The organism is Kitasatospora sp. NPDC004531, from assembly GCF_053602195.1.
Map to the genome: position 1 here is coordinate 32,662 of NZ_JBSGDD010000046.1, position 22,748 is coordinate 55,409.

The 22,748-nt window shown below is 73.0% G+C and carries 18 protein-coding genes; 11 read left to right on the top strand and 7 right to left on the bottom strand.

The annotated features are described in order from the left end of the window. Positions 1-305: 305 nt before the first annotated feature. Both ACWEMJ_RS19585 and ACWEMJ_RS19590 read left to right on the top strand, forming a co-directional pair. Positions 306-968 (top strand): PadR family transcriptional regulator, encoded by a 663-nt coding sequence (locus ACWEMJ_RS19585; RefSeq protein ID WP_452138318.1) that lies wholly within the window; start codon positions 306-308, stop codon positions 966-968. 147 nt (positions 969-1,115) lie between these two features. Next, positions 1,116-2,198 (top strand): inositol-3-phosphate synthase, encoded by a 1,083-nt coding sequence (locus tag ACWEMJ_RS19590; RefSeq protein ID WP_043915344.1) that lies wholly within the window; start codon positions 1,116-1,118, stop codon positions 2,196-2,198. A gap of 106 nt (positions 2,199-2,304) precedes the next feature. Here ACWEMJ_RS19590 and ACWEMJ_RS19595 read toward each other — a convergent pair whose 3' ends face one another. Beyond that, positions 2,305-4,122, bottom strand: a complete 1,818-nt coding sequence (locus ACWEMJ_RS19595) for a peptidoglycan-binding protein (RefSeq protein WP_452138319.1) — start codon at positions 4,120-4,122, stop codon at positions 2,305-2,307. Between the two features lie 164 nt (positions 4,123-4,286). On the opposite strand from ACWEMJ_RS19595, the gene ACWEMJ_RS19600 reads away from it, so the two are divergent. Both ACWEMJ_RS19600 and ACWEMJ_RS19605 read left to right on the top strand, forming a co-directional pair. Next, the gene (locus ACWEMJ_RS19600; protein ID WP_452138320.1) at positions 4,287-5,579 is read left to right on the top strand and encodes an MFS transporter; all 1,293 of its coding nucleotides are present in this window, start codon (positions 4,287-4,289) and stop codon (positions 5,577-5,579) included. A 64-nt stretch (positions 5,580-5,643) separates the two neighbouring features. After that, positions 5,644-6,321 carry an LppU/SCO3897 family protein gene (locus tag ACWEMJ_RS19605; RefSeq protein WP_452138321.1) on the top strand — a complete coding sequence of 226 codons (678 nt, stop codon included), beginning with the start codon at positions 5,644-5,646 and terminating at the stop codon, positions 6,319-6,321. A gap of 7 nt (positions 6,322-6,328) precedes the next feature. Here the strand turns inward: ACWEMJ_RS19605 and ACWEMJ_RS19610 are convergent, their stop codons facing one another. Then, positions 6,329-7,771, bottom strand: coding sequence for a CCA tRNA nucleotidyltransferase (locus ACWEMJ_RS19610; RefSeq protein WP_452138335.1), 1,443 nt, complete (start codon positions 7,769-7,771; stop codon positions 6,329-6,331). Positions 7,772-8,031: 260 nt separating this feature from the next. On the opposite strand from ACWEMJ_RS19610, the gene ACWEMJ_RS19615 reads away from it, so the two are divergent. The 7 genes from ACWEMJ_RS19615 to trxA all read left to right on the top strand — a co-directional run bounded on the left by ACWEMJ_RS19615 (position 8,032) and on the right by trxA (position 18,490). Further along, positions 8,032-10,464, top strand: coding sequence for a DUF6049 family protein (locus ACWEMJ_RS19615; protein WP_452138322.1), 2,433 nt, complete (start codon positions 8,032-8,034; stop codon positions 10,462-10,464). A gap of 52 nt (positions 10,465-10,516) precedes the next feature. Further along, a complete protein-coding gene (murJ, locus tag ACWEMJ_RS19620) occupies positions 10,517-12,880 on the top strand; it encodes a murein biosynthesis integral membrane protein MurJ (RefSeq protein ID WP_452138323.1) in 2,364 nt (787 codons plus the stop codon). Positions 12,881-13,171: 291 nt separating this feature from the next. Beyond that, the gene (locus tag ACWEMJ_RS19625; protein ID WP_452138324.1) at positions 13,172-15,244 is read left to right on the top strand and encodes a serine/threonine protein kinase; all 2,073 of its coding nucleotides are present in this window, start codon (positions 13,172-13,174) and stop codon (positions 15,242-15,244) included. An 89-nt stretch (positions 15,245-15,333) separates the two neighbouring features. Next, positions 15,334-16,095 (top strand): RNA polymerase sigma factor SigM, encoded by a 762-nt coding sequence (sigM, locus tag ACWEMJ_RS19630; RefSeq protein WP_452138325.1) that lies wholly within the window; start codon positions 15,334-15,336, stop codon positions 16,093-16,095. After that, complete coding sequence (locus ACWEMJ_RS19635) at positions 16,092-16,952, top strand: anti-sigma factor family protein (protein ID WP_452138326.1); 861 nt, start codon at positions 16,092-16,094, stop codon at positions 16,950-16,952. The genes sigM and ACWEMJ_RS19635 overlap by 4 nt, the downstream gene beginning before the upstream one ends. Positions 16,953-17,104: 152 nt before the next feature. Then, positions 17,105-18,073, top strand: coding sequence for a thioredoxin-disulfide reductase (gene trxB / locus ACWEMJ_RS19640; RefSeq protein WP_452138327.1), 969 nt, complete (start codon positions 17,105-17,107; stop codon positions 18,071-18,073). A gap of 90 nt (positions 18,074-18,163) precedes the next feature. Further along, positions 18,164-18,490, top strand: a complete 327-nt coding sequence (gene trxA / locus ACWEMJ_RS19645) for a thioredoxin (RefSeq protein WP_452138328.1) — start codon at positions 18,164-18,166, stop codon at positions 18,488-18,490. 157 nt (positions 18,491-18,647) lie between these two features. Here trxA and ACWEMJ_RS19650 read toward each other — a convergent pair whose 3' ends face one another. The 5 genes from ACWEMJ_RS19650 to ACWEMJ_RS19670 form a co-directional block, all read right to left on the bottom strand. Further along, the gene (locus ACWEMJ_RS19650; protein WP_452138329.1) at positions 18,648-19,265 is read right to left on the bottom strand and encodes a GNAT family N-acetyltransferase; all 618 of its coding nucleotides are present in this window, start codon (positions 19,263-19,265) and stop codon (positions 18,648-18,650) included. Between the two features lie 121 nt (positions 19,266-19,386). Continuing rightward, positions 19,387-20,439, bottom strand: a complete 1,053-nt coding sequence (locus ACWEMJ_RS19655; RefSeq protein WP_452138330.1) for a ParB/RepB/Spo0J family partition protein — start codon at positions 20,437-20,439, stop codon at positions 19,387-19,389. After that, the gene (locus ACWEMJ_RS19660) at positions 20,436-21,398 is read right to left on the bottom strand and encodes a ParA family protein (RefSeq protein WP_452138336.1); all 963 of its coding nucleotides are present in this window, start codon (positions 21,396-21,398) and stop codon (positions 20,436-20,438) included. The genes ACWEMJ_RS19655 and ACWEMJ_RS19660 overlap by 4 nt, the downstream gene beginning before the upstream one ends. A 270-nt stretch (positions 21,399-21,668) precedes the next feature. After that, positions 21,669-22,448: a 16S rRNA (guanine(527)-N(7))-methyltransferase RsmG gene (gene rsmG, locus ACWEMJ_RS19665; protein WP_452138331.1), complete on the bottom strand. Its 780-nt coding sequence runs from the start codon at positions 22,446-22,448 to the stop codon at positions 21,669-21,671. A gap of 139 nt (positions 22,449-22,587) precedes the next feature. Beyond that, the coding region (locus ACWEMJ_RS19670; RefSeq protein WP_452138337.1) for a R3H domain-containing nucleic acid-binding protein at positions 22,588-22,748 on the bottom strand (161 nt) is incomplete at its 5' end.

Here is a 22,748-nt window from a genome sequence, read left to right on the forward strand (position 1 = left end):
GTTCGCTCATCTGTCAGCAGCCTCTCCGTCAGGGTGCACAGGCGACAGGGTACGGCTCCCGGAAAGGTGTCCAATCGGGCATTGGCAGCCAACCTGGACGAACCGGCCCCGTTTTATTGCACGGTCGTTGCTCACAGGCCTTGTGATCGCGGTTACGCGTGCCCCCCTTGCTCCTTTCGTGACCCAGGGTTACTGTTGCCGATATATCGAGCCGATACATCGGCGCGACACATCGGCCCGGCATACCCGGCGGGCCGGCCAGGCATCCGAAGAGCAGGACCTCGTCACGGAAGGAGGAAGGCGGCATGAGCCGACGCTCCGGCGTCCTCGAATTCGCCGTCCTCGGCCTGCTCCACGACGCCCCCATGCACGGCTACGAACTGCGCAAGCGGCTCAACGTCCTGCTGGGTTCGTTCCGGGCCTTCTCCTACGGAACGCTCTACCCCTGCCTGAAGAGCCTGGTCGCCCAGGGTTTCCTGGTCGAGGACAACCCGGACGTCGAGTACGTCCCGGCCACCGCGCTCAACGGCAAGCGGTCGAAGATCGTCTACCGGCTCTCCGCCGACGGCAAGCAGCGCTTCGAGGAGCTGCTCGCCGAGTCCGGGCCGGACGCCTGGGAGGACGAGCACTTCGGCGTCCGCTTCGCCTTCTTCGGCCAGACCGACCGGGCGGTCCGGATGCGCGTGCTGGAAGGCCGCCGCAGCCGGCTGGAGGAGCGGCTGGAGCGGATGCGCAGCTCGATCGCGCGCACCCGTGAGCGCTTCGACGACTACACCCTCGAACTCCAGCGCCACGGCCTGGAGTCCGTGGAACGCGAGGTCCGCTGGCTCAACGAGCTGATCGAGACCGAGCGCGCCACCAGAAACGGACGCGGCCCCGCGTCCCCCCCAACTTCGGACGGCCGTGGCCCGGCCGCCGGGTCCTCGGACCCGCCCGAGCCACCGTACGACCGCCCGGGGCGCTCCTGACCGGAGCGCTGAGCAGCACCGCGCCGGCCTTGCCGCCGCTCGCGGCGAGGCGTGGGCGCCCCGTGCGCCCGTCAGACAGTCAGAACAGATGTGGAACGAGTGCCGCCACACCACGGCGACCCTCATGAGATTCAGGGAGCAACCGGAATGGGTTCGGTTCGCGTAGCCATCGTCGGCGTGGGCAACTGCGCCGCCTCGCTGGTGCAGGGTGTCGAGTACTACAAGGACGCCGACCCGGCCGGTAAGGTCCCCGGCCTGATGCACGTCCAGTTCGGCGACTACCACGTGAAGGACGTCGACTTCGTCGCCGCCTTCGACGTGGACGCCAAGAAGGTCGGCTTCGACCTGGCCGACGCCATCGGCAACAGCGAGAACAACACCATCAAGATCTGCGACGTGCCGCCGACCGGCGTCACCGTCCAGCGTGGCCACACCCTCGACGGCCTGGGCAAGTACTACCGGGAGACCATCGAGGAGTCCGACGAGGCCCCGGTCGACGTCGTCCAGATCCTCAAGGACCGCCAGGTCGACGTCCTCGTCTGCTACCTGCCGGTGGGCTCCGAGAACGCCGCCAAGTTCTACGCCCAGTGCGCCATCGACGCCAAGGTCGCCTTCGTGAACGCCCTCCCGGTGTTCATCGCCGGCACCAAGGAGTGGGCCGACAAGTTCACCGAGGCCGGTGTCCCGATCGTCGGCGACGACATCAAGTCCCAGGTCGGCGCGACCATCACGCACCGCGTGATGGCCAAGCTGTTCGAGGACCGCGGTGTCATCCTCGAGCGCACCATGCAGCTGAACGTCGGCGGCAACATGGACTTCAAGAACATGCTTGAGCGCGAGCGCCTGGAGTCCAAGAAGATCTCCAAGACCCAGGCCGTCACCTCGCAGATCCGCGACCGTGAGCTGGGCGCGAAGAACGTCCACATCGGCCCGTCCGACTACGTCGCGTGGCTCGACGACCGCAAGTGGGCGTACGTCCGCCTCGAAGGCCGCGCGTTCGGCGACGTCCCGCTGAACCTCGAGTACAAGCTCGAGGTCTGGGACTCCCCGAACTCGGCCGGTGTCATCATCGACGCCGTCCGCGCCGCGAAGATCGCCAAGGACCGCGGCATCGGCGGCCCGATCCTCTCCGCGTCCTCGTACTTCATGAAGTCCCCGCCGGTTCAGTACTTCGACGACGAGGCCAAGGAGAACGTCGAGAAGTTCATCCGCGGCGAGGTCGAGCGCTGAGCGCAAGCGAAGCCTGCTCGCTGTAGCACCGAGCGCTGAGCATTGACGTTTCGTCACGCTCGAACGGAGGGCCGTCCCGCACCCGCGGGGCGGCCCTCCGCCGCGCTCAGGACCAGGCCTCGTTCCAGGTGACCGGCCCGACCACGCCGTCCACCGTCAGCCCGTGCCGCTGCTGGAAGGCCCGGCAGATCTGCGCCGAGGCCGGCCCGTACCACCCGTCGGCGGTGATCGCCCAGCCGCGCCAGGCCAGTCGTCGCTGCCAGGTCAGCACGTCGTCGCCGTGCAGCATCGGCGACTGCATCCGCAGGTACCGCCCGGGCCACCGCGGCGCCCCGGACGGCGGCGTGGTCGGCTGCCCGGACGTCCGCGCCGCCGGAACGCCCCCGAGCGCCGGATCCGCCGACACCGTCCCCTCCGGAAACGCCGGCACCCCGTACCCGTACGGCGACCCGGCCCCCCGCCGCGCCCGCGTCTTCCGGTACACCCCGTCCCCCTCGGTGGAGCCGGAGTCGTTGGTGTTGTGGGTCGGGATGAAGTCGTCGGTGACGAACAGCCGCGAGGGCGCGGAGACCGCGATGCACTGCACCTCTTCGTCGCGCACGTACTCGACCAAGACCACCTTGCGGGCCCAGGCCGCGTTGCGCGGGACGTAGCGCTCGGCCTTGCGGCTCAACCGGAACGGGTTGAAGTGCGGCATGTTGATGTTCTGGACCCGGTGGGCGTCCTTGGCCGGCGTCCGGCTCGGCTGCTGCGGCGCGGTGTAGTGAACCCCGGTCTTCACGTTCACCGCCGCCCGGCCGCCGAGCGAGCGGACCAGTTCCTGCACGTCACGGGCCAGCCGCTCGGAGGCCGAGCTGAACTCGATCCGTCCGTCCACGTCGATGTGGCCGTCGGCGTCCATCAGTCCCCGCAGCAGAGCCAGCCGGTCCTTGATGTCCGCCATCAGGTAGCGGGCGGGCAGGAACTTCCGGTCGGCGGTGGATCCCCAGAGGCCGAGTGCGCGCAGCTCCTCGATCAGTCGGTTGCCGCCGCGCGCCCCGCTTCCGACGATGCGCCAGTTGCCCGGTACGGCATGGTCCTTCGCGATGTGCGCCACCAGCCGGTGGCCGGCCGGCAGCGCCTCCGCCACGGCGGCGACGAGCTCGGGCTCGACGCTGGTGAAGGTCAGGCCGGTGTTGCTCATCCCGCCGTCGCCGATCAGCAGCCCCAGCAGGTAGGGGTCGATCGGGAGGGGTTCGGCGGTCTGCTGGTACTCGACCGGTTCGAGGAGCGGGACGCGGACCCGGCAGCCGGGCCGGGCGACCAACTCGGCGAGTTCCAGGGTGGTGACCACCCGAGGGTGGGCCCGCCCGTCGATCTCGACCTGCCAGAGGTGCTCGTTGCACGCCTCGGCGCTGGAGCCGTCCTGGAGCGTGATCCGGTGGACCGGCCGCACGCCCTTCGGATAGACGCCGCGAACGCGGGACGGTCGGCCCTGCGGGTCGATGACCGGATCGCCGACCCGGAGCTCGCCCATCCTGCGGTAGCCGGTGGGCGTCAGGACGCCGGCGTGCAGCGGAAGGGCGTTCCCCTCCACCGTCCAGATGGTGTTCGCGTCGTAGGCGTAGACGACGCCGGTGTGGTCGCCGCCGTCGTCGCCGAGGTAGAAGGGGCCGCCGAGGACGGGGTAGGGGGTCCAGCGGTCGTGGCGGCGCCACCAGGCGACGGCTTCGAGGCAGGACGCCGTCATGGGCCAGAGGTTGTCCATGCCGGTGCGGTGGGCGGCCCAGGCCTGGAAGGTGGCGCACCAGGGTTGGCCGTCGGACCATTCGAGGCCGGGCGTTTCCTCGCTGTATCGCTGGCGGTTGTTCCAGGTGCCGTCGGCGCTCCGGCCTTCGTGGTAGCCGACCTGGCCGAGCAGAAGAGCAGTGAACTCGTCTCGCATGGGGAGCCTCCCGTCGTTCCGAGATGGTTCTTCCCCGGTGAGTGCGCAACGACCTCGATGTGGCGAGGTCACCGGTGGTGCGGAAGCGCGCGGGGGGCGCGCGTCGCTCGAAGTTGGCGGATGTTTCACGTGAAACACCGTCGGCGTCGTGGCACCCTTGGCGGGTGATCACCGAACGGCCCCCGCGCGAGGCCACCCTGCGGGGTCTGCTGCACGGCACCGGTTTTCGGCGGCTGCTGACGGTGCGCCTGCTCTCGCAGCTGTCGGACGGGGTGTTCCAGGTCTCGCTGGCCGCGTACGTGATCTTCTCACCGGAGCACCAGTCCTCCCCCGCCGACATCGCCGCGGTGCTGGCGGTGATGCTGCTGCCGTTCTCGGTGATCGGTCCGTTCGCCGGAGTGCTGCTGGACCGCTGGCGCCGCCGGCAGGTGCTGCTGATGGGCAATCTGGCCCGGTTCGGGCTGGGCCTGGTGACGGCGGCGCTGCTGCTCGGCCGGGCCCCGGACTGGATGTTCTTCGCGGCGGCGCTGCTGGTGACGGCGCTCAACCGGTTCATCCTGGCCGGCCTGTCCGCCTCGCTGCCCCGGGTGGTGGCCCCGTCCGACCTGGTCACCGCGAACGCCCTCTCGCCGACCCTGGGCACGGTCGCGGCGGCCTCCGGCGGCCTCGTCGGCTTCCTGGTGCACCAGGTGATGCCGCCCGGCCGGAACGCCGACGCCGTCCTGGTGACGCTCGCGGCGCTGCTCTACCTCTCCGCCGCACTGGCCGCCCGCCGGATCGCACCGGACGCCCTCGGCCCCGAGCTGCACGACGAACTCCCGGCCCTGCGCCAGGCGTTGGCCACCGCCTGGCACGACCTGCTGGCCGGACTGCGGCACCTGGTGCGGGACTGCCGGCCGGCCGTGCGGGCGCTGGCCGCCGTCACCCTGGCGCGGTTCTGCTACGGGGTGCTGATCGTGGTGGTGCTGATGCTCTCCCGGTACACCTTCAACAGCGCGACGGACAGCGCCGGCGGCCTGGCCAGCCTGGGCCGGGCGGTGGGCCTTTCCGCGGTGGGCTTCTTCGCGGCGGCGGTGATCAGCCCGTGGTGCACCCGGAAGCTGGGCCTGGCCGGCTGGATGACGGTGTGCCTGGCCGGCGCGGCGGTGTTCGTCCCCGCGCTGGGGCTGGCCTTCCGGGAGGTCCCGGCGATGGTCGCGGCGCTGCTGCTGGGCGTGGTCACCCAGGGCACCAAGATCTGCGCGGACACCCTGGTGCAGGAGTCGGTGGAGGACGAGTACCGCGGCCGGATGTTCGCCGTCTACGACGTCCTGGTCAACGTGGCGTTCGTCGCGGCCGCCGGGGTGACCGCCCTGGTGCTGCCGCTCAACGGCCGCTCGGCGCCGGTGGTGCTGGGCCTCGCCGGGCTGTACGCGCTCGGCGCGGTGCTGTACTTCCGGGGCGCAAGCCGGACCTGACGGGGATTCTGGCGCTAGGGTCGTGGGCGCACGGCACGCCTTCGTCGCTCTGGGGGAACAACAGATGAGCACTCCGCCGCCGCCCGGCCCGTACGGCCAGCCCGGCCCGTACGGGCAACCCGGCCAACCCGGCCAGCCCGGCCCGTACGGCCAGCAGCCGCCCGCCTACGGCCAGCCGCCCGCGTACGGCCAGCCCTCCGGCTACGCGCAGCCCCCGGCCTACGGTCAGCAGCCGGCCTCCGGCTACGCCCAGCCGGCGCCCGCGTACGGCCAGCCGCCCGCCCCGGGTCAGCCGCCCGCCTACGGCCAGCAGGCCCCCGCCTACGGTCAACCGCCCACGGGCGACGGGCAGTTGCCCGCCTGGGGCCAGCAGCCGCCGCCCGCCAAGCCGCTCAGCCGTCGCTCGAAGGTCCGCCAGGTGGGCGTCGGCCTGGGCCTGATCGGCGTGGTCGTCGGCGGCCTGCTCGCGTTCTACGCGCTGACCGGCGGGAGCAACAAGGGCGCGAACGTCGGCGACTGCATGTCCGCCAAGCACAAGACGGTGGACTGCACCGCGAGCGACGCCAACTGGAAGGTCGTGGGCCGCCACACCGGCCTCATCAGCAGCTACGACTGCGCCAAGGAACACCCGGGGACGACCCCCTACGACAGCCAGTACCGGTCGAAGAAGAGGACGACCAAGTACCGGCTCTGCCTCAGCCCGCTGAGCGGCGCGCCCAAGCCCTCCACCAGCAAGCGCTGAGCGGACGTCAGTCCTTCGGCTGCTCCGTCCACCACTCGCGCAGCGCGGCGACGGCCTCGTCGTGCTCCATCGGGCCGTTCTCCAGGCGCAGTTCGAGCATGTGCTTGTAGGCCCGGCCGACCGCCGGCCCCGGGCGCAGGCCGAGCAGCTGCATGATCTCGTTGCCGTCCAGCGCGGGCCGGATCGCGTCCAGCTCCTCCTGCGCCTGGAGGGCGGCGATCCGCTCCTCCAGCGAGTCGTAGGTGCGGGCCAGCGCGGCGGCCTTGCGCTTGTTGCGGGTGGTGCAGTCGGAGCGGGTCAGCTTGTGCAGGCGCTCCAGCAGCGGGCCGGCGTCGGTGACGTAGCGGCGCACCGCGGAGTCGGTCCACTCGCCGCCGCCGTAGCCGTGGAAGCGCAGGTGCAGCTCGACCAGCTTGGACACCTCGTTGATCAGCTCGTTCGAGTACTTGAGCTCGCGCATCCGCTTGCGGGTCAGCTTCGCGCCGACCACCTCGTGGTGGTGGAAGGAGACCCGGCCGTCGGACTCGAAGCGGCGAGTGCGGGGCTTGCCGATGTCGTGCAGCAGCGCGGCGATCCGCAGCACCAGGTCGGGGCCGTCGGTCTCCAGCGCGATGGCCTGCTCCAGGACGGTCAGCGAGTGCTCGTAGACGTCCTTGTGCCGGTGGTGCTCGTCACTCTCCAGGCGCAGCGCCGGGAGTTCGGGCAGCACGTACTCGGCGAGGCCGGTGTCGACCAGCAGGCGCAGGCCCTTGACCGGGTGGTCGGCGAGCAGCAGCTTGTTGAGCTCGGCCTGGACGCGTTCGGCGGAGACGATGGTGATCCGCTCGGCCATCGCGGTCATCGCGGCGACCACCTCGGGCGCCGGTTCGAAGTCGAGCTGGGCGGCGAAGCGGGCGGCCCGCATCATCCGCAGCGGGTCGTCGGAGAAGGACTCCTCGGGGGTGGCGGGGGTGCGCAGCACCCGGGCCTCCAGGTCGTCCAGGCCGTGGTGCGGGTCGACGAAGCCGCGGCCGGGCAGGTCGACGGCCATCGCGTTGACGGTGAAGTCGCGGCGCACCAGGTCCTGCTCGATGGAGTCGCCGTAGCTGACCTCGGGCTTGCGGGAGCTGCGGTCGTAGGCCTCGCTGCGGTAGGTGGTGATCTCGATCAGGAACGAGCCCTCGGGGGTGTCCTTGCGCGCGCCGACGGTGCCGAAGGCGATGCCGACGTCCCAGACCGCGTCGGCCCAGCCCTTGACCAGCTTGAGGATCTGCTGCGGGCGGGCGTCGGTGGTGAAGTCGAGGTCGTTGCCGAGCCGGCCGAGCAGGGCGTCCCGTACCGAGCCGCCGACCAGCGACAGCCGGTGGCCGGCGTCCTGGAAGCGGCGGGCGATCTCGTCGGCGACCGGGGAGACCCGAAGCAGTTCCTGCAGGCCGAGGGTCTGCGCCTCGGTCAGGCCCGGCAGGGCGATCCGGTCGGCGGAGCTGGAATGATTGGTGCTGGACGCATTGGCAGTGGACACGGCTCACAAGGGTACGTGCCCGCCCTGCCCCGCCGCCCTCCCGTTTCGTTCGCCCCGCCCGCTCCTCAGCTTCCGGCCCGCAACACTGCCGGCCGCACAGCGTCGTTACCATGCCGGGTGAACGCTCCTTGTCGGAGACCGCCGGGGGTCGGGCGGGGCCGCGTCGGTGCGTGGGTCGATCGAGACGATCAGGAACGGCGAGGACGCGCGTGGACGAGCGGACCGGGCGGGGCGCGGCAGGGGCCGAGCGCCGCGGACGGTGGGCGGGCCGGCTGGCCAGGAGCACCGCCGCCCTGCTGACAGGCGGGCTGGTCGGGGCCTTCGCGACCGCCCCGGCGGCGGCGGCCGGGGGCACCGCGATGGTGACCGCGGCGGGCGACTACCCGGCGGCGGTGCGGATCGACACCGTGCAGGTCGGCACCGCGGCTCCGAGAATCGCGCGCGAGAACGACACCGTCACGATCACCGGCAAGGTCACCAACTCCGGCTCGGAGAAGCTGAAGGCGCCGAAGGTCATGGTGCGGGTCCCGTCCGCGGGCAAGCCGATGCTGGCGACCCGCAGCGACATCGACCTGATGGGCTCGTGGTCCACACCGAGCACCAAGGACGGCACGCCGCTGGACGGCCCGGCGCAGGAGATCGGCGACCTGGAGCCGGGGCAGAGCAAGGACTTCAGCCTCCCCGTCGCGGTGTCCGCGCTGAACGCCAAGGAGACCGGCAGCTACGAGCTGGCGGTGGACCTCTGGGGCAGCACCGGCGACGAGAAGCAGCACCCGCTGGGCATCGCCCGCACCTACCTGCCGGTCCAGGGCCGCACCACCGCCCAGCCGTCCAAGGTCTCGGTGGTGTGGCCGCTGACCCACTCGCCGGTGCTGGTCGCGCAGACCATGCCGGACCAGGACCAGACGCCGGTGCTGCGCGACGACAGCCTGGTCGGCGAGCTGACCGGTGACGGGCGGCTGAACCAGCTGGTCGAGATCGGCAAGACCATGCCGGGCCTGACCTGGGCGATCGACCCGGACCTGCTGGACACCGTGTTCGCGATGACCAGGCCGTACCGGGTGCAGAAGCCCGGCACCTCCGGCGAGTCGGCGCGCGAGGACAACACCGTGCCGGGCACCGGCCGCGACGCGGCGACGGCCTGGCTGAACAACCTGCGGCACGCGGTGGCGGCGCAGCCGGACTCCGAGGTGGTGTCGCTGCCGTACGCCGACCCGGACCTGGCGTCGATCGCGCACAACGGCGCCGGGCTGAACGGCGTGGACGCCGCGCTGCGCAAGGCGATGACGGCCGGCCAGGTGACCTCCGAGTCGCGGCTGGCGGTGAACACCCGCTCCGACGTGGCCTGGCCGTACCGGGGCCTGCTGGACCAGCGCACGGCCGCGGTGGCGGGCGCGGCGGGCGGCCGGCTGGTGCTGGTCAACGGCGCGTCGATGCCGGAGTCCGACAAGCTGACGTACACGCCGAACGCGGCGCGGCCGATCGGCAACGGGCAGACCGCGGTGGTCTCCGACGCCGTCCTCGCCTCGCTGTTCCAGGGCGACCTGAAGACCGAGCAGGACCGCACCGCGGCGGAGCAGCGGTTCCTGGCCGAGACCCTGGCGATCGCCCACCAGGAGCCGGAGCACCCGCGCGGCGTGCTGGTGCTGCCGTCCCGCTCGCTGACCGTGGGCACCGCGCAGGCGCTGCACGACTCGATGGCGGCGGCCACCGGCAACGGCGGCCCGGTGGCCCCGGTGTCGCTGCAGAAGGTCGCCGACCTGCCCGCCGACCCGGCCGCCAACACCAACGTCCCGAACGACTACCCGGGCGAGGCCACCGCCGGTGAGCTGTCCAGCGCCGAGATCCACGCCACCATGGGCCTGCAGGACGGCGTGGACCAGCTGATGCTGATCCTCACCCAGCCGGAGCGGGTGCGCGGCCCGTTCAGCGCCGCCATGGTGCGGTCGATGTCCACCAGCTGGCGCGACCAGCAGAAGGTCGGCAGCGACTACCGGGCGGGCGTGCAGCACTACCTGGACAACCTGAAGTCGGCGGTCCGGGTGCCGAAGAAGAGCACCGTGACGCTGCCCGGCGACAACGCGACGCTGCTGATCAGCGTGAAGAACGACCTCACCCAGGGGGTCGGCAACCTGGAGCTGCGGGTCTCCTCGGTCCAGCCGAACCGCCTCAACGTGGGCGAGAACCAGCCCGTGGTGCTGGACGCCACCACCGCCCGCACCTTCCGCTTCCCCGCCGAGGCCCAGGTCAACGGCCAGGTCCTGGTGACCGCCGAGCTGTGGACCACCGGCCCGAACGCCCAGCGCTACGGCGAGCCGGTGGAGTTCACCGTCGACGTCACCTCGGTGGCCAGCGGTGTGACCTACGTGATCGCCGGCGGCACCGCGCTGATGATCCTCGCCGGAATCCGGTTCTACCTGCAGCGCAAGAAGCGCCGGGCGGCCGGCGAGGTCGACGAGGACCCGGACCGCCCGCTGTCGGGCGGCGACAACGGTGACGGCGACGGCGACGGCGGTGCCGACGGCGGCAAGGACGCCGGTGAGGACCCGGCTGGCGGCGCCGGCGGGCCGGCCGACGCGGAGCCCCCGTCCGACCGGGATGTCACCGATCGGGTCTCCGGTGATGAGAAGGTGGATCACTGACGCGCCTCACCCCCCGGGCGCACATCCCCCCTCTCTGACGTGGATTGGTGGCATGAACGAGCGGAGCGAGCGAGCAACCCAGGACCAGGGCGGAGGTAGGCCCCAGGACCGCGCCGCCGCCCCCGCCGGGTCCACCGCCGACTGGTACGTCGCCGACACCTACGCCCGTGACCCGTACGCCGCCGAGGCGTACGGGGGCGCGGACCCGTACGGCGAGGTCGAGCTGCCGGACGCCGTCCCGGGCGCTCTCCCGGACGCGGACGTCCGGGACGCACAGGACGTCCAGGACGCCCCGGAGGGCTCGGCGGCGGTGCCGGGCCAGCCCAGGCGCGACGTCGAGGACACCCTGCAGCTGACCGCGCCGGCCCCGCGCTGGGCGTCGATCGCCGCCGAGGTGGCCGCGGAGGCCGCCGAGCCGGCCGGGTCGCCCCGGGACACCGGGACCACCGAGTACGTCGGCGTGGAGACCCTGCTGGCGGCCCCGGAGCAGGCCCCGCCCGCGTCGGAGGCCGACCCGGAGCCCGCGTCGGCGCCCGCGCCCGAGGAGGCTCCGGAGCCCGCGCGCGCCCTCGGCCCCGAGCCGGCCCCGGCTGCGGGCGGGCGCCACCCGTACGTGCCGCCGATCGAGTTCGACCCGCCGCTGTCCGAGGAGGAGGCGGTGCTGCGGGCCGACGCCGCCGTGCTGGAGGCCGACGCCGCCGCCGCACCGATCGCCCCCGCCACGGGCGAACCCGCTGCCGCCCCGGGCGGGCCCACCGGCAGCGGCGGCGCCGGCAAGGTCGCCGGGCTGCTGAACTCCAGCGCCATCATGGCCGCCGGCACCCTGGTCTCCCGGGGCACCGGCTTCCTGCGCACCATGGTGATCGCCGCCGCGATCGGCGTCGCCTCCATGGGCGACTCGTACAACGCCGCCAACACGCTGCCCACCCTGCTGTACATCCTGATCGGCGGCGGCGCGCTGAACGCGGTGTTCGTGCCGCAGCTGGTGCGCAGCATGAAGAACGACGAGGACGGCGGCACCGCCTACGCCAACCGGCTGCTGACCCTGGTGGTCACCGGCCTGGCGGGCGTGGTGTTCGTCGCGGTGCTGGCCGCGCCGGTCCTGGTGCAGCTGATCTCGCACGCGCTGATGCGCGACCAGCAGAGCGCCGAGACCACGGTCGCGCTGGCCCGGTACTGCCTGCCGACCATCTTCTTCATGGGCGTGCACGTGGTGATGGGCCAGATCCTCAACGCGCGCGGCCGGTTCGGCGCGATGATGTGGACGCCGGTCCTGAACAACATCGTGGTGATCTTCACCTTCGCGATGTACATCGGCGTGTACGGCACCTTCCAGCACACCGAGGTCACCCCGCAGACGATCTCCCCCGAGGGCGTCCGGCTGCTCGGCATCGGCACCATGCTGGGCCTGGCCGTGCAGGCGCTGTCGATGATCCCGTACCTGCGGGCGGCGGGCTTCGCGTTCCGGCCGCGCTTCGACTGGCGCGGGCACGGCCTGGGCAAGGCCGCCCGCCTCGCCAAGTGGACCTTCCTGTTCGTGCTGGCCAACCAGGCCGGCTTCCTGGTGGTGACCCAGCTGGCCACCGCCTCCGGCAAGGCCGCCGAGCAGGACGGCCACCTCGGCGTCGGCCTGGCCGCGTACTCCAACGCGCTGCTGATCTGGCAGCTGCCGATGGCGGTGATCACCGTCTCGGTGATGAGCGCCGTCCTCCCCCGGCTGGCCCGGGCCGCCGCCGACCAGGACGCCGGGGCGGTCCGCGACGACCTCTCCTACGGCCTGCGCACCTCGGCGGTGGCGATCGTCCCCGCGGCGTTCCTGTTCCTGTCGCTGGGCCCGGTGATCGGCTCCTCGATCTACGGCCTGGGCAACGGCGGCGCGGTCGCCAGCGGCACCACCGCGGTCGGCTACATGCTCTCCGCGTTCGCCCTCGGCCTGATCCCCTACTCGGTGCAGTACGTGCTGCTGCGCGGCTTCTACGCCTACGAGGACACCCGCACCCCGTTCTCCAACACCGTCTGGGTCGCGCTCACCCAGGCCGCCGCGGCGGTGCTGTGCTGGCTGCTGCTGCCCGCGCAGTGGGCGGTGACCGGCATGGCGCTCGGCTACGGCCTGTCCTACGCGGTCGGCGTGTTCGTCGCGGTGCCGAAGCTGAAGGCCCGGATCGGCGGCCTGGACACCGCCCGGATCACCAAGACCTACGTCCGGCTGGCGATCGCCTCGCTGCCCGCCGCCGTGGTCGGCCTGGCCGTCGAGTTGCTCGCCCTGCGCGTGCTGGACGGCTGGATCGGCAACGTCCTGACGCTGCTGGCGGCGGCCGTCGTCCAGCTCGCGGTGTTCCTGCTGCTGGCCCGCCGGATGCGCATCGAGGAGCTCAACGCCCTCACCGGAATGGTCCGCCGGCGGCTCGGCCGCTGACCGGGCCGGCCGGTCGCGGGTTGACGCCACGTCACCCGGAGTACTGACGATCCGTCGAGGACTCAGTCCGCCCACGGTGGGCCGGAGTCGGGGCGAACCCCCGATTCCGGCCCATTCGTCTGCGGTTCGCCCCGATGTGTGTAAGGAGGCAACCCCTCGGCACTCTCAGCGGTCGTACCAGGGTGCCGGGAGTGGGCACAATTGACCTTGCAGCACGGCCGACCACTCCGGCAGCGGCTCGTCGACCGTCCCGGCCCGATCCGGGACGACACAAGGGGAGGCAGGACCACGGTGGCTGACGGCACCAAGGCGATCGTCGACACGTCCGAGACGGACGGGGCGGCGACCGAGGCCGCGCCCGGAACCTCGCAGCGCGACACCGGACCCGACCGCGGCCGCGCCGCCCGGGGCTCCGCCGAAGGCGCGGTGAAGAGCACCGCGAACGGCTCCCCGAAGAACTCCGCGAAGGCGAAGAACTCCTCGAACGCGACGGGCGCCGCGACCCCGAAGGACACCGCGAGCAGCACCCCGAGGAGCACGCCCGAGGGCGCCTCCAGGAGCGGGGCGAAGGACACCCCGACCACCCCGCTGCGGCCCACCGACGCGGCCGCCGACACCCCCGAGGACGACGCCCCGCAACCGCCCGCCGACGCCACCGCCCCGCTCTCCGCCCAGGAGATCGACGCCGAGCTGTCCGCCCAGGGCGCCCGCCCCGAACGCCCCTCCCGCAGCCGCGGCGTGCGCCGCCCGCTGCCCCCCGTCGAGCCCTCCGAGCCCCCCCCGGCCACCAGCACCGAGACCCTGGACGCCGACACCGCCACCCTCCCCGCCGTCCTGCCCGCCCCCCAGCGGCACAGCGGCGACAAGATCGGCGGCCGCTACCGGCTGGAGGAGTGCATCTCCGAGTCGGACACCTTCACCAGCTGGCGCGCCGTCGACGAGAAGCTCCGCCGCGCCGTCGGCGTCCACCTGCTCTCGGCCGGCCACCGCCGCGCCAAGTCGGTGCTCACCGCCGCCCGCAGCGCCGCCCTGCTCGGCGACCCGCGCTTCGTCCAGGTACTGGACGCGGTGCAGGAGGGCGAGCTGGTCTACGTGGTCCGCGAATGGCTGCCCGGCGCCCGCGACCTCGCCGAGCTCCTCGCCGACGGCCCCCTGGAGCCCTACGACGCCTACCAGATGGTCCGCCAGGTCACCGACGCCATCGCCGCCGCCCACCAGCGCGGCCAGGCCCACCTGCGCCTCACCCCCACCTGCGTGCTGCGCACCGACGGCGGCCAGTACCGGATCAACGGCATCGCCGTGGACGCCGCCCTGCGCGGCCTGCCCACCGAGGACGCCGAACTGACCGACGTCCGCGCGATCGGCGCACTGCTGTACGCCTCGCTCACCCACCGCTGGCCCTACCCCGAGGACCGCTACGACCTCCAGGGGCTCCCCAAGGACCTCGGCTGCGTCCCGCCCGACCAGGTCCGGGCCGGCGTCCACAAGGGCCTGTCCGAACTCGCCGCCCGCATCCTGTGCGAGCCGGGTCACCGCACGCCGATCACCACCCCCGCCGAGCTGGCCGCCGCGATCGCCGAGCTGCCGAAGATCCGCCCGCCGGAGCAGCCCGCCCCGCCCGTGCTGCGCACCCCGCCCGCCGCCCGGCCGCGCTACTCCCCCGCCGCGCCCACCCAGGCCCTCCCGGTCACCGAGCCCGCGCCCGCCCCGGCGCCGCTCGCCCCCCGGCCCGCCCCGCGCCGCCGCGGCCTGCGCCTGCTGCTGAAGTGGACCGCATCGCTGGTGGCGCTGTCCGCTGTCACGGTCGGCTCCTGGCAGCTGGTCGAGCACTACAACAAGCAGGGCGGGACCTCCGCCGCCGAGAGCGCGCCCGCCCCCGACCCCACCGGCAAGGCCCCCGCCGCCACCGGCGAGAAGCTCCCCATCACGGCCGTCTCCCCGTTCAACGCGTTCGGCGACACCAACGAGCACCCCAGCGAGATCCCCAACGCCACCGACGGCAACCCGGCGACCGCCTGGACCACCCAGCGCTACAACGACCAGTTCGGCAGCTACCGGCCCGGCACCGGCCTGCTGATCGACCTCGGCTCGGCCCGCGCCGTCGGCTCGGTGGACCTCCAGTTCATCGGCGACAGCAAGGTCGAGCTGAAGGCCGCCCCGGCCGGCACCGCCACCGCGCCCAGCGCCGACGAGAGCGGCTTCCGCAGCCTCGGCGCCTCGATCGCCACCGGCTCGGGCACCAAGGTCACCCTCAAGCCGGCCTCCCCGGTCACCACCCGGTACCTGCTGGTCTGGCTCACCGGCATCCCCTCCACCGACGAGGGCTACCGCGGCAAGATCGCCGAGATCCAGGTCAACGGCTGACCGCCGCCTCTTGATCCGCCCCGCCGGATCCCCAACGATGGTGACCCACGGCCGTCCGATCGGACGGCCGGACCGCGAGGAGGGGGCGGATGGCCGAGGAGCCCACCGACGCCGAACTGCTCGCCCGGCACACGGCGGGCGACCCGGACGCCTTCGGGCTACTGGTGCACCGCCACCGCGACCGGCTCTGGGCGGTCGCGGTGCGCACCCTCGGCGACCGCGAGGAGGCCGCCGACGCGCTCCAGGACGCCATGGTCTCCGCGTTCCGCGCCGCCGCCGGCTTCCAGGGCCGCTCGGCGGTCACCACCTGGCTGCACCGCATCGTGGTCAACGCCTGCCTGGACCGCGCCCGCCGCAGCGCCGTCCGCCGCGCCGAGTCCCTCGACCAGCACCCCGGCGGCCCGCCGGAGGCCGCCCTCGGCACCAGCGAGGGCGCGGAGAGCCACGCGGTGCGCGCCGAGACCCGCCGCGAGGTGACCGACGCGCTGGCCGCACTGCCCGCCGACCAACGGGCCGCCCTGGTCCTGGTCGACATGCAGGGCTACCCCGTCGCGGAGGCCGCGCAGGTGCTCGGGGTCCCCGTCGGCACCGTCAAGAGCCGCTGCGCCCGCGGCCGCGCCCGGCTGCTGCCGCTGCTGCGGCACCTCGGCCCGGGCGATGTTCCACGTGGAACCGACGCCACCGATGTTCCACGTGGAACCGAGCCGGCGGGTGTTCCACGTGCGACCGGCCCGGCGGGTGTTCCACGTGGAACACCGCCCACGCCCCGCGCCGGGAACCCGAACCGGCCCGCCCCCGTCCCACCCACGGATCCCGCCACCGCGCTGGAAGGAGATGCGACCCCGCGATGACGCCGCACCCGCCTTCCGAGCACCCCGACCTGGACGCGCTGGCCGATCTCGCCGAGGAACTGCTGCCGCCCGAGCAGGCCGCACCGCTCCACCGCCACCTGGCCGACTGCGCCACCTGTGCCGAGGACTACGCCGCACTCCGCGGCCTCCCCGAGCTGCTCGCGGACGCCCCCGTCCCGCCGATGCCGCAGCAGGCCGCCGACCGGCTCGCCGCGGCGCTGGCCGCCGAGTCCGCCGCGCGCACCCAGACCCGCGCCGAGGACCCGCCGAAGCCCGCCGCCGCCACGGCCGCACCGTCCACGCCGTCCACGCCGTCCGCCCCGCACCGCACCGGCGGCCCCGGCGGCGCCCCGCAGGCCGCCACCGGCCCGAGCCGCCGCGCCCGGCGACGCCGCCGCACCGCCGCCCTGCTGCTCGCCACCGCCGCCGTGGCGCTCACCGCCACCGTGGGCGGCATCCTGCTCGGCCGGGACCGGCCCGCCAAGATGAACACCGCCGGCGGGGCCCCCGCCGCGGCCGACGCCTCCCGCCCGCACCCGAACGCCGACGCCGGCCACGGGCCGGAGTTCACCTCCGACGGGCTCCCGGCCCAGATCCACGCGCTGCTGGCCGCCAACTCCACCGGCCACCTCTCCGCCGCCGACCCCGGCAGCGACACCCCCGCCTGCACGCTGGCCGCCGCCGGACACCCCGACGACGCGCCGCTGACCACCGCGGCGGGCAGCTACCAGGGGCGCCCCGTGCTGGCCCTGGTGTTCCGCCCGCCCGGGGGCACCGGTCCGCTGGACGTCTACCTGGCCACCCCGGACTGCCCCGGATCGACGATCCTGCTGCACAGCACCGTCCCGGCCCCCTGATTCCTCACCCCCGCGGGCCGACCACGCCCGGACCGCGGGTGCCTGGTGCGATCGGGCCTGGGAATGCGGGAGACTGGTCAGTCGTTGTCCGGGGCGGCGGAGCAGCCGCCCTCCCCCGCGGAAGCGGGACGCCATGCGAACCAGGAGATGCAGTGAGCGACGACGTCCGTAACGTGATCATCATCGGTTCCGGCCCGTCCGGGTACACCGCTGCGCTGTACACCGCACGTGCCTCCCTCCAGCCGCTGGTGTTCGAGGGCGCGGTCACGGCCGGCGGCGCGCTGATGAACACCACCGAGGTGGAGAACTTCCCCGGCTTCCGTGACGGCATCATGGGCCCGGAGCTGATGGACAACATGCGCGCCCAGGCCGAGCGCTTCGGCGCCGAGCTGGTCCCGGACGACATCGTCGCCGTCGACCTCACGGGCGACATCAAGACCGTCACCGACTCCGAGGGCACCGTGCACCGCGCCCGCGCCGTGATCGTCACCACCGGCTCGCAGCACCGCAAGCTCGGTCTGCCGAACGAGGACAAGCTCTCCGGCCGCGGCGTCTCCTGGTGCGCGACCTGCGACGGCTTCTTCTTCCGCGACCAGGACATCGCGGTGGTCGGCGGCGGCGACACCGCGCTGGAGGAGGCCACCTTCCTGTCCCGGTTCGCCCGCAGCGTCACGATCGTCCACCGCCGCAACACCCTGCGCGCCTCCAAGGCCATGCAGGAGCGCGCCTTCGCCGACCCGAAGATCCGCTTCGAGTGGGACAGCGCGGTCGAGGAGATCCACGGCGACCCGAAGCTGAGCGGCGTGACCCTGCGCGACACCAACACCGGCGACCTGCGCGAGCTCCCGGTCACCGGCCTGTTCATCGCGATCGGCCACGACCCGCGCACCGACCTGTTCAAGGGCCAGCTCGACCTGGACGCCGAGGGCTACCTGAAGGTGGAGGCCCCCTCCACCCGCACCAACATCCCCGGCGTCTTCGCCGCCGGCGACGTGGTCGACCACACCTACCGCCAGGCGATCACCGCCGCCGGCACCGGCTGCTCCGCCGCACTGGACGCCGAGCGCTACCTCGCCGCGCTGGCCGACACCGAGGCCGAGACCGCGGCCGTCGCGGTCTGACCGACCCGGCCCGGGGGCGGTGACCGAAACAGAACCGCCCCCGCCGTTGTTATCCCTCTCGCATCCCACCTCCGACCCCAAGGAGTTCCCGTGGCCGGCGCCACCAAGGAAGTCACCGACGCGACGTTCGACGCCGAGGTTCTCAAGAGCGACAAGCCCGTCCTGGTCGACTTCTGGGCCACCTGGTGCGGCCCGTGCCGCCAGGTCGCCCCGGTCCTGGAGGACATCGCGGCCGAGCACGGCGACAAGCTGACCGTCCTCAAGCTCGACGTGGACGCCAACCAGGAGACCGCCGCGGCGTACAACGTCATCTCCATCCCGACGCTGAACGTGTACAAGGGCGGCGAGCTGGTGAAGACCATCACCGGCGCCCGTCCGAAGGCCGCGCTGCTGCGCGAGCTGGCCGAGTACCTGTAAGTCCGATCCGGGCTCCGTCGCCGAGGCGGCCCGCGCGGGATGTCCCCCCGCACGGGCCGCCTCGGCGTTTCCGGCCTGCCGTGAGCCTTCGTCAGGAAGCCCCGGGAGCCCGTCGGCCGGCTCCGCGCGGAAGGCCCCGGAGCGCAGAACGGCTCCCTCAGAACGGCCGCAGCGCCGGTTCCTTGCGCCGCCCGCCGAGCAGCCGCTCCAGCGCGCCCTCCACGTCGCCCCGCCAGGACAGCGTGGAACGCGCCTCCAACCGCAGCCGCGGATACCGGTGGTGCGGCCGCACCGTCTTGAAGCCGACGGCCAGCAGATGCTCGGCCGGCAGCACGCAGCTGGGGATCTCCCGGCCCTGCGCGCCGAACGCCTCGATCGCCCGGAAGCCGCGCCGGATCAGGTCCTTGGCCACCGCCTGCACCAACACCCGCCCCAGGCCCTGTCCCTGGAACTCCGGCAGCACCCGGGAGACCATCAGCTGCACCGCGTCCGGGGAGATCGGACTGGTCGGGAAGGACTGCCCGCGCGGCACGTAGGCGGGCGGCGCGTAGAGCACGAACCCGGCCGGACGGTCGTCCACGTAGGCGACTCTGCCGCAGGACCCCCAGTCCAGCAGCACCGCGGAGATCCAGCCCTCCTTCTCCAACTCGCCCTTGCCCGCGTCCTGCGCGGCCCGCCCGCTCACCGGGTCGAGCTCCCAGAAAACGCAGGAGCGGCAGGTGTTCGGCAGCTCCGAGAGGTTGTCCAGCGTCAGCGGAACGACCCTTCGCCCCACGCCCGCACCTCCTCCTCCACGCGGAAACCGGCACTGGAGAACAGTCTGCTCCGCCCAACGAAACGGGTGCACGTTTCACGTGAAACATGCACCCGTTGTTCGCCGTTGGGGCTCACCGAGCTCAGGACAGCCGCAGCCCCTGCTCACCCGGCGCGAGGCTGTCCAGAATCCGGTTCAGGTCCTCGACCGACGCGAACTCCAGCACCACCTTGCCCTTGCCGACCCGGCCGTCGCGCTGCGAGACCTCGACCTTGACCCGGGTGTCGAAGTGGTCCGACAGCCGGCCCGCCAGCTCGTTGAAGGCCGGCGAGTTGAACCGGCCCGCCCGCGGGGTGGCCTTCTTCGGCTTGCCGGTCCCACCGGCCATCAGCCCGGCGATCTCCTCGGTGGCCCGGACCGTCAGCAGCTCGGCCACCACCCGCTCGGCCAGCAGCTCCTGGCCCGCCGCGTCCGGCACCATCAGGATCGCCTTCGCGCAGCCGGCGCTGACCGTGCCCGCCGCGACCTTCAACTGCACCGAGACCGGCAGCTTCATCAGCCGCAGCGTGTTCGACACGTGCGACCGGGACTTGCCCACCCGGGCGGCCAACTGGTCGTGCGTGCAGGCGAAGTCGCGCAGCAACTGGTCGTACGCGGCCGCCTCCTCCAGCGCGTTCAGCTCGGCCCGGTGCAGGTTCTCCAGCAGCGCGTCCAGCAGCAGCTTGTCGTCCTCGGTGGCCCGGACGATCGCCGGGATCAGCTCCAGACCGGCCTCCCGGGAGGCCCGCCAGCGGCGCTCGCCCATGATCAGCTCGTACCGGTCCGGGCCGGTCTGCCGGACCACCACGGGCTGCAGCAGGCCGACTTCCCTGATCGAGCTGACCAGCTCGGCGAGCTTCGTCTCGTCGAACACCTCGCGCGGCTGCCGCGGGTTGGGGCTGATCGAGTCCAGCGGCAGCTCGGCGAACCGGGCGCCGTTCACCGGGGCCAGCGCCGCCTCCAGCACGCTGCGGCGCTGATCTCCCGCCAGCTCCCGCAGACTCTCCGCCGCGGCCTTGGCGGCCACCGTGCCGCGATCGGTGGGAACCACCGGGGCCGACGGGTCGGCCGGCGCGGCCGCTCCCCCGGCCGCCGGCTGGGTCGCCGGGATCAGCGCCCCCAGACCCCTGCCCAGACCCCTGCGCGTGCCACTCACCGGTTGCCCTCCATCGAACTGTGCTGTGCCGTGGACGCGGACGGCTCCGCGCCACTGCGCGGCGGAACGACCGCCGCGCCTGCCCGGTGCCGCCCGTCGCCCGCCTTGACGACCGCCCGCAGCGCGAGCTCCCGGCCCGCCTCCAGGTAGGAGAGCGCACCGCTGGAACCGGGGTCGTAGGTGACCACGGTCTGCCCGTAGCTCGGAGCCTCGGAGATGCGCACCGATCGCGGGATGGCGGTGGCCAGCACCTCGTTCGCGAAGTGCGTCCGCACCTCCTCGGCGACCTGCGCGGCCAGTCGGGTCCGGGCGTCGTACATGGTCAGCAGGATCGTCGACACGTGCAGCACCGGGTTCAGGTGCGCCCGCACCAGCTCCACGTTCTTCAACAGCTGGCCCAGGCCCTCCAGCGCGTAGTACTCGCACTGGATCGGGATCAGCACCTCCTGGCCTGCCACCAGGGCGTTGACGGTCAGCAGCCCGAGCGAGGGCGGACAGTCGATCAGCACGTAGTCGAGCGGCTGCTCGTAGGCGGCGATGGCCCGCTGCAGCCGGCTCTCCCGGGCCACCAGCGAGACCAGCTCGATCTCCGCGCCGGCCAGGTCGATGGTGGCCGGGCAGCAGAACAGGCCCTCCACGTCCACCACCGGCTGCACCACGTCGGCCAGCGGCCGGCCCTCGACCAGTACGTCGTAGATCGACGGCACCTCGGCGTGGTGGTCGATGCCCAGGGCGGTCGAGGCGTTGCCCTGCGGGTCGAGGTCGATGACCAGCACCCGCAGGCCGTGCATGGCGAGCGAGGCGGCCAGGTTGACGGTGGTGGTGGTCTTGCCCACCCCACCCTTCTGGTTGGCGACCACCATCACCCGGGTGGCGGCGGGTCGGGGCAGCCCCTCTCCGGCGTACCCGGTGACCGGGACGACGGCGTGCGCGGCACGTGCGACGGGGGTTTCATCCACCTGATCGACGATCTCCGACTCCTGCATGGGGGTCAGTGTTTCACGTGAAACCGGAGCCGCGACAGTCGCTGCGGGGTCCCGTTCACGGGCCCGGTTCAGCTCCTGATCAAGCATGCCGGTCAACAGGAAGCGACGTTTCACGTGAAACACGATGCCCAAAATGTCCGGATCGGAGCGCCCGACACTCCGGGGTGCCGACATGCGAACGGGGCGGGTGACCCGATCGCCACCCGCCCCGCCACGCGCCGCCACGACGCGGCGCCCACCGACTCAGCGGCGGCCGCGGCCGCTGCCACCGCGCCGGCCGGCGCTCTCGCCGCCCTTGCCGCCGCGGCCGGCCCGGGCCGCCTTGGCCCGCCGGGTGGCCGCCTTGACGCCGCCGGGGCTCTCGCCGGCCTCCACCCGCACCACCCGGGTCTGGGTCTCCAGCACGCCCTCGCCGACGCCGATCACCGACCACTTCACCGCGCCCAGCCGGGTCAGCGCCGCCCGCGAGTCGGTCAGCTCCTGCTCGGCGGTGTCGCCCTTGAGCGCCAGCATCTGCCCGTACGGCCGCAGCAGCGGCATGCCCCAGCCGGCCAACCGGTCCAGCGGCGCCACCGCGCGGGCGGTCACCACGTCCACGGCCAGCTTGCCGACCGTCTCCTCGGCCCGGCCGCGCAGCACCGTGACGTTGTCCAGGCCGAGCTCGCGGACCACCTCCTCCAGGAAGGTGGTGCGCCGCAGCAGCGGCTCCAGCAGCGTCACCGAGACGTCCGGCCGGGCCAGCGCCACCGGGATGCCGGGCAGCCCGGCGCCGGAGCCGACGTCGCACAGCGAGACCCCGGTGGGCAGCAGTTCGGCCAGCACCGCGCAGTTGAGCACGTGCCGGTCCCACAGCCGGGGCACCTCGCGCGGACCGATCAGCCCGCGCTGCACTCCGGCGGTCGCCAGCAGCTCGGTGTAGCGCACGGCCAGCGGCAGCCGATCGCCGAAGATCCGTCCCGCTGCCTCCGGGGCCTCCGCCGGCCCCTCCAGCGGCGCCTCGGACGCCGTGCCGTCCCTGTCCATCTCTGCCTCTCCGCTCACCGTCGAATCCACCCACCCGTCCTGCACTGTTCCACGTGAAACATCAGTCCACCGCAAAGGCAACGACCCCGCCCGCGAGAGGCGGGCGGGGTCGGACGCCGTTCCGACGGCACCACCGGCGTCAGGCCGGCAGTACGACCACACAACGCTGGGGCTCCTCGCCCTCCGATTCGCTGCGCAGTCCCGCGGCGGCCCCCGCGTCGTGCACCACCTTGCGCTCGAACGGAGTCATCGGCCGCAGCTTGACCTGCTCGCCGCTGGTCCTGACCCGCTCGCGATCTG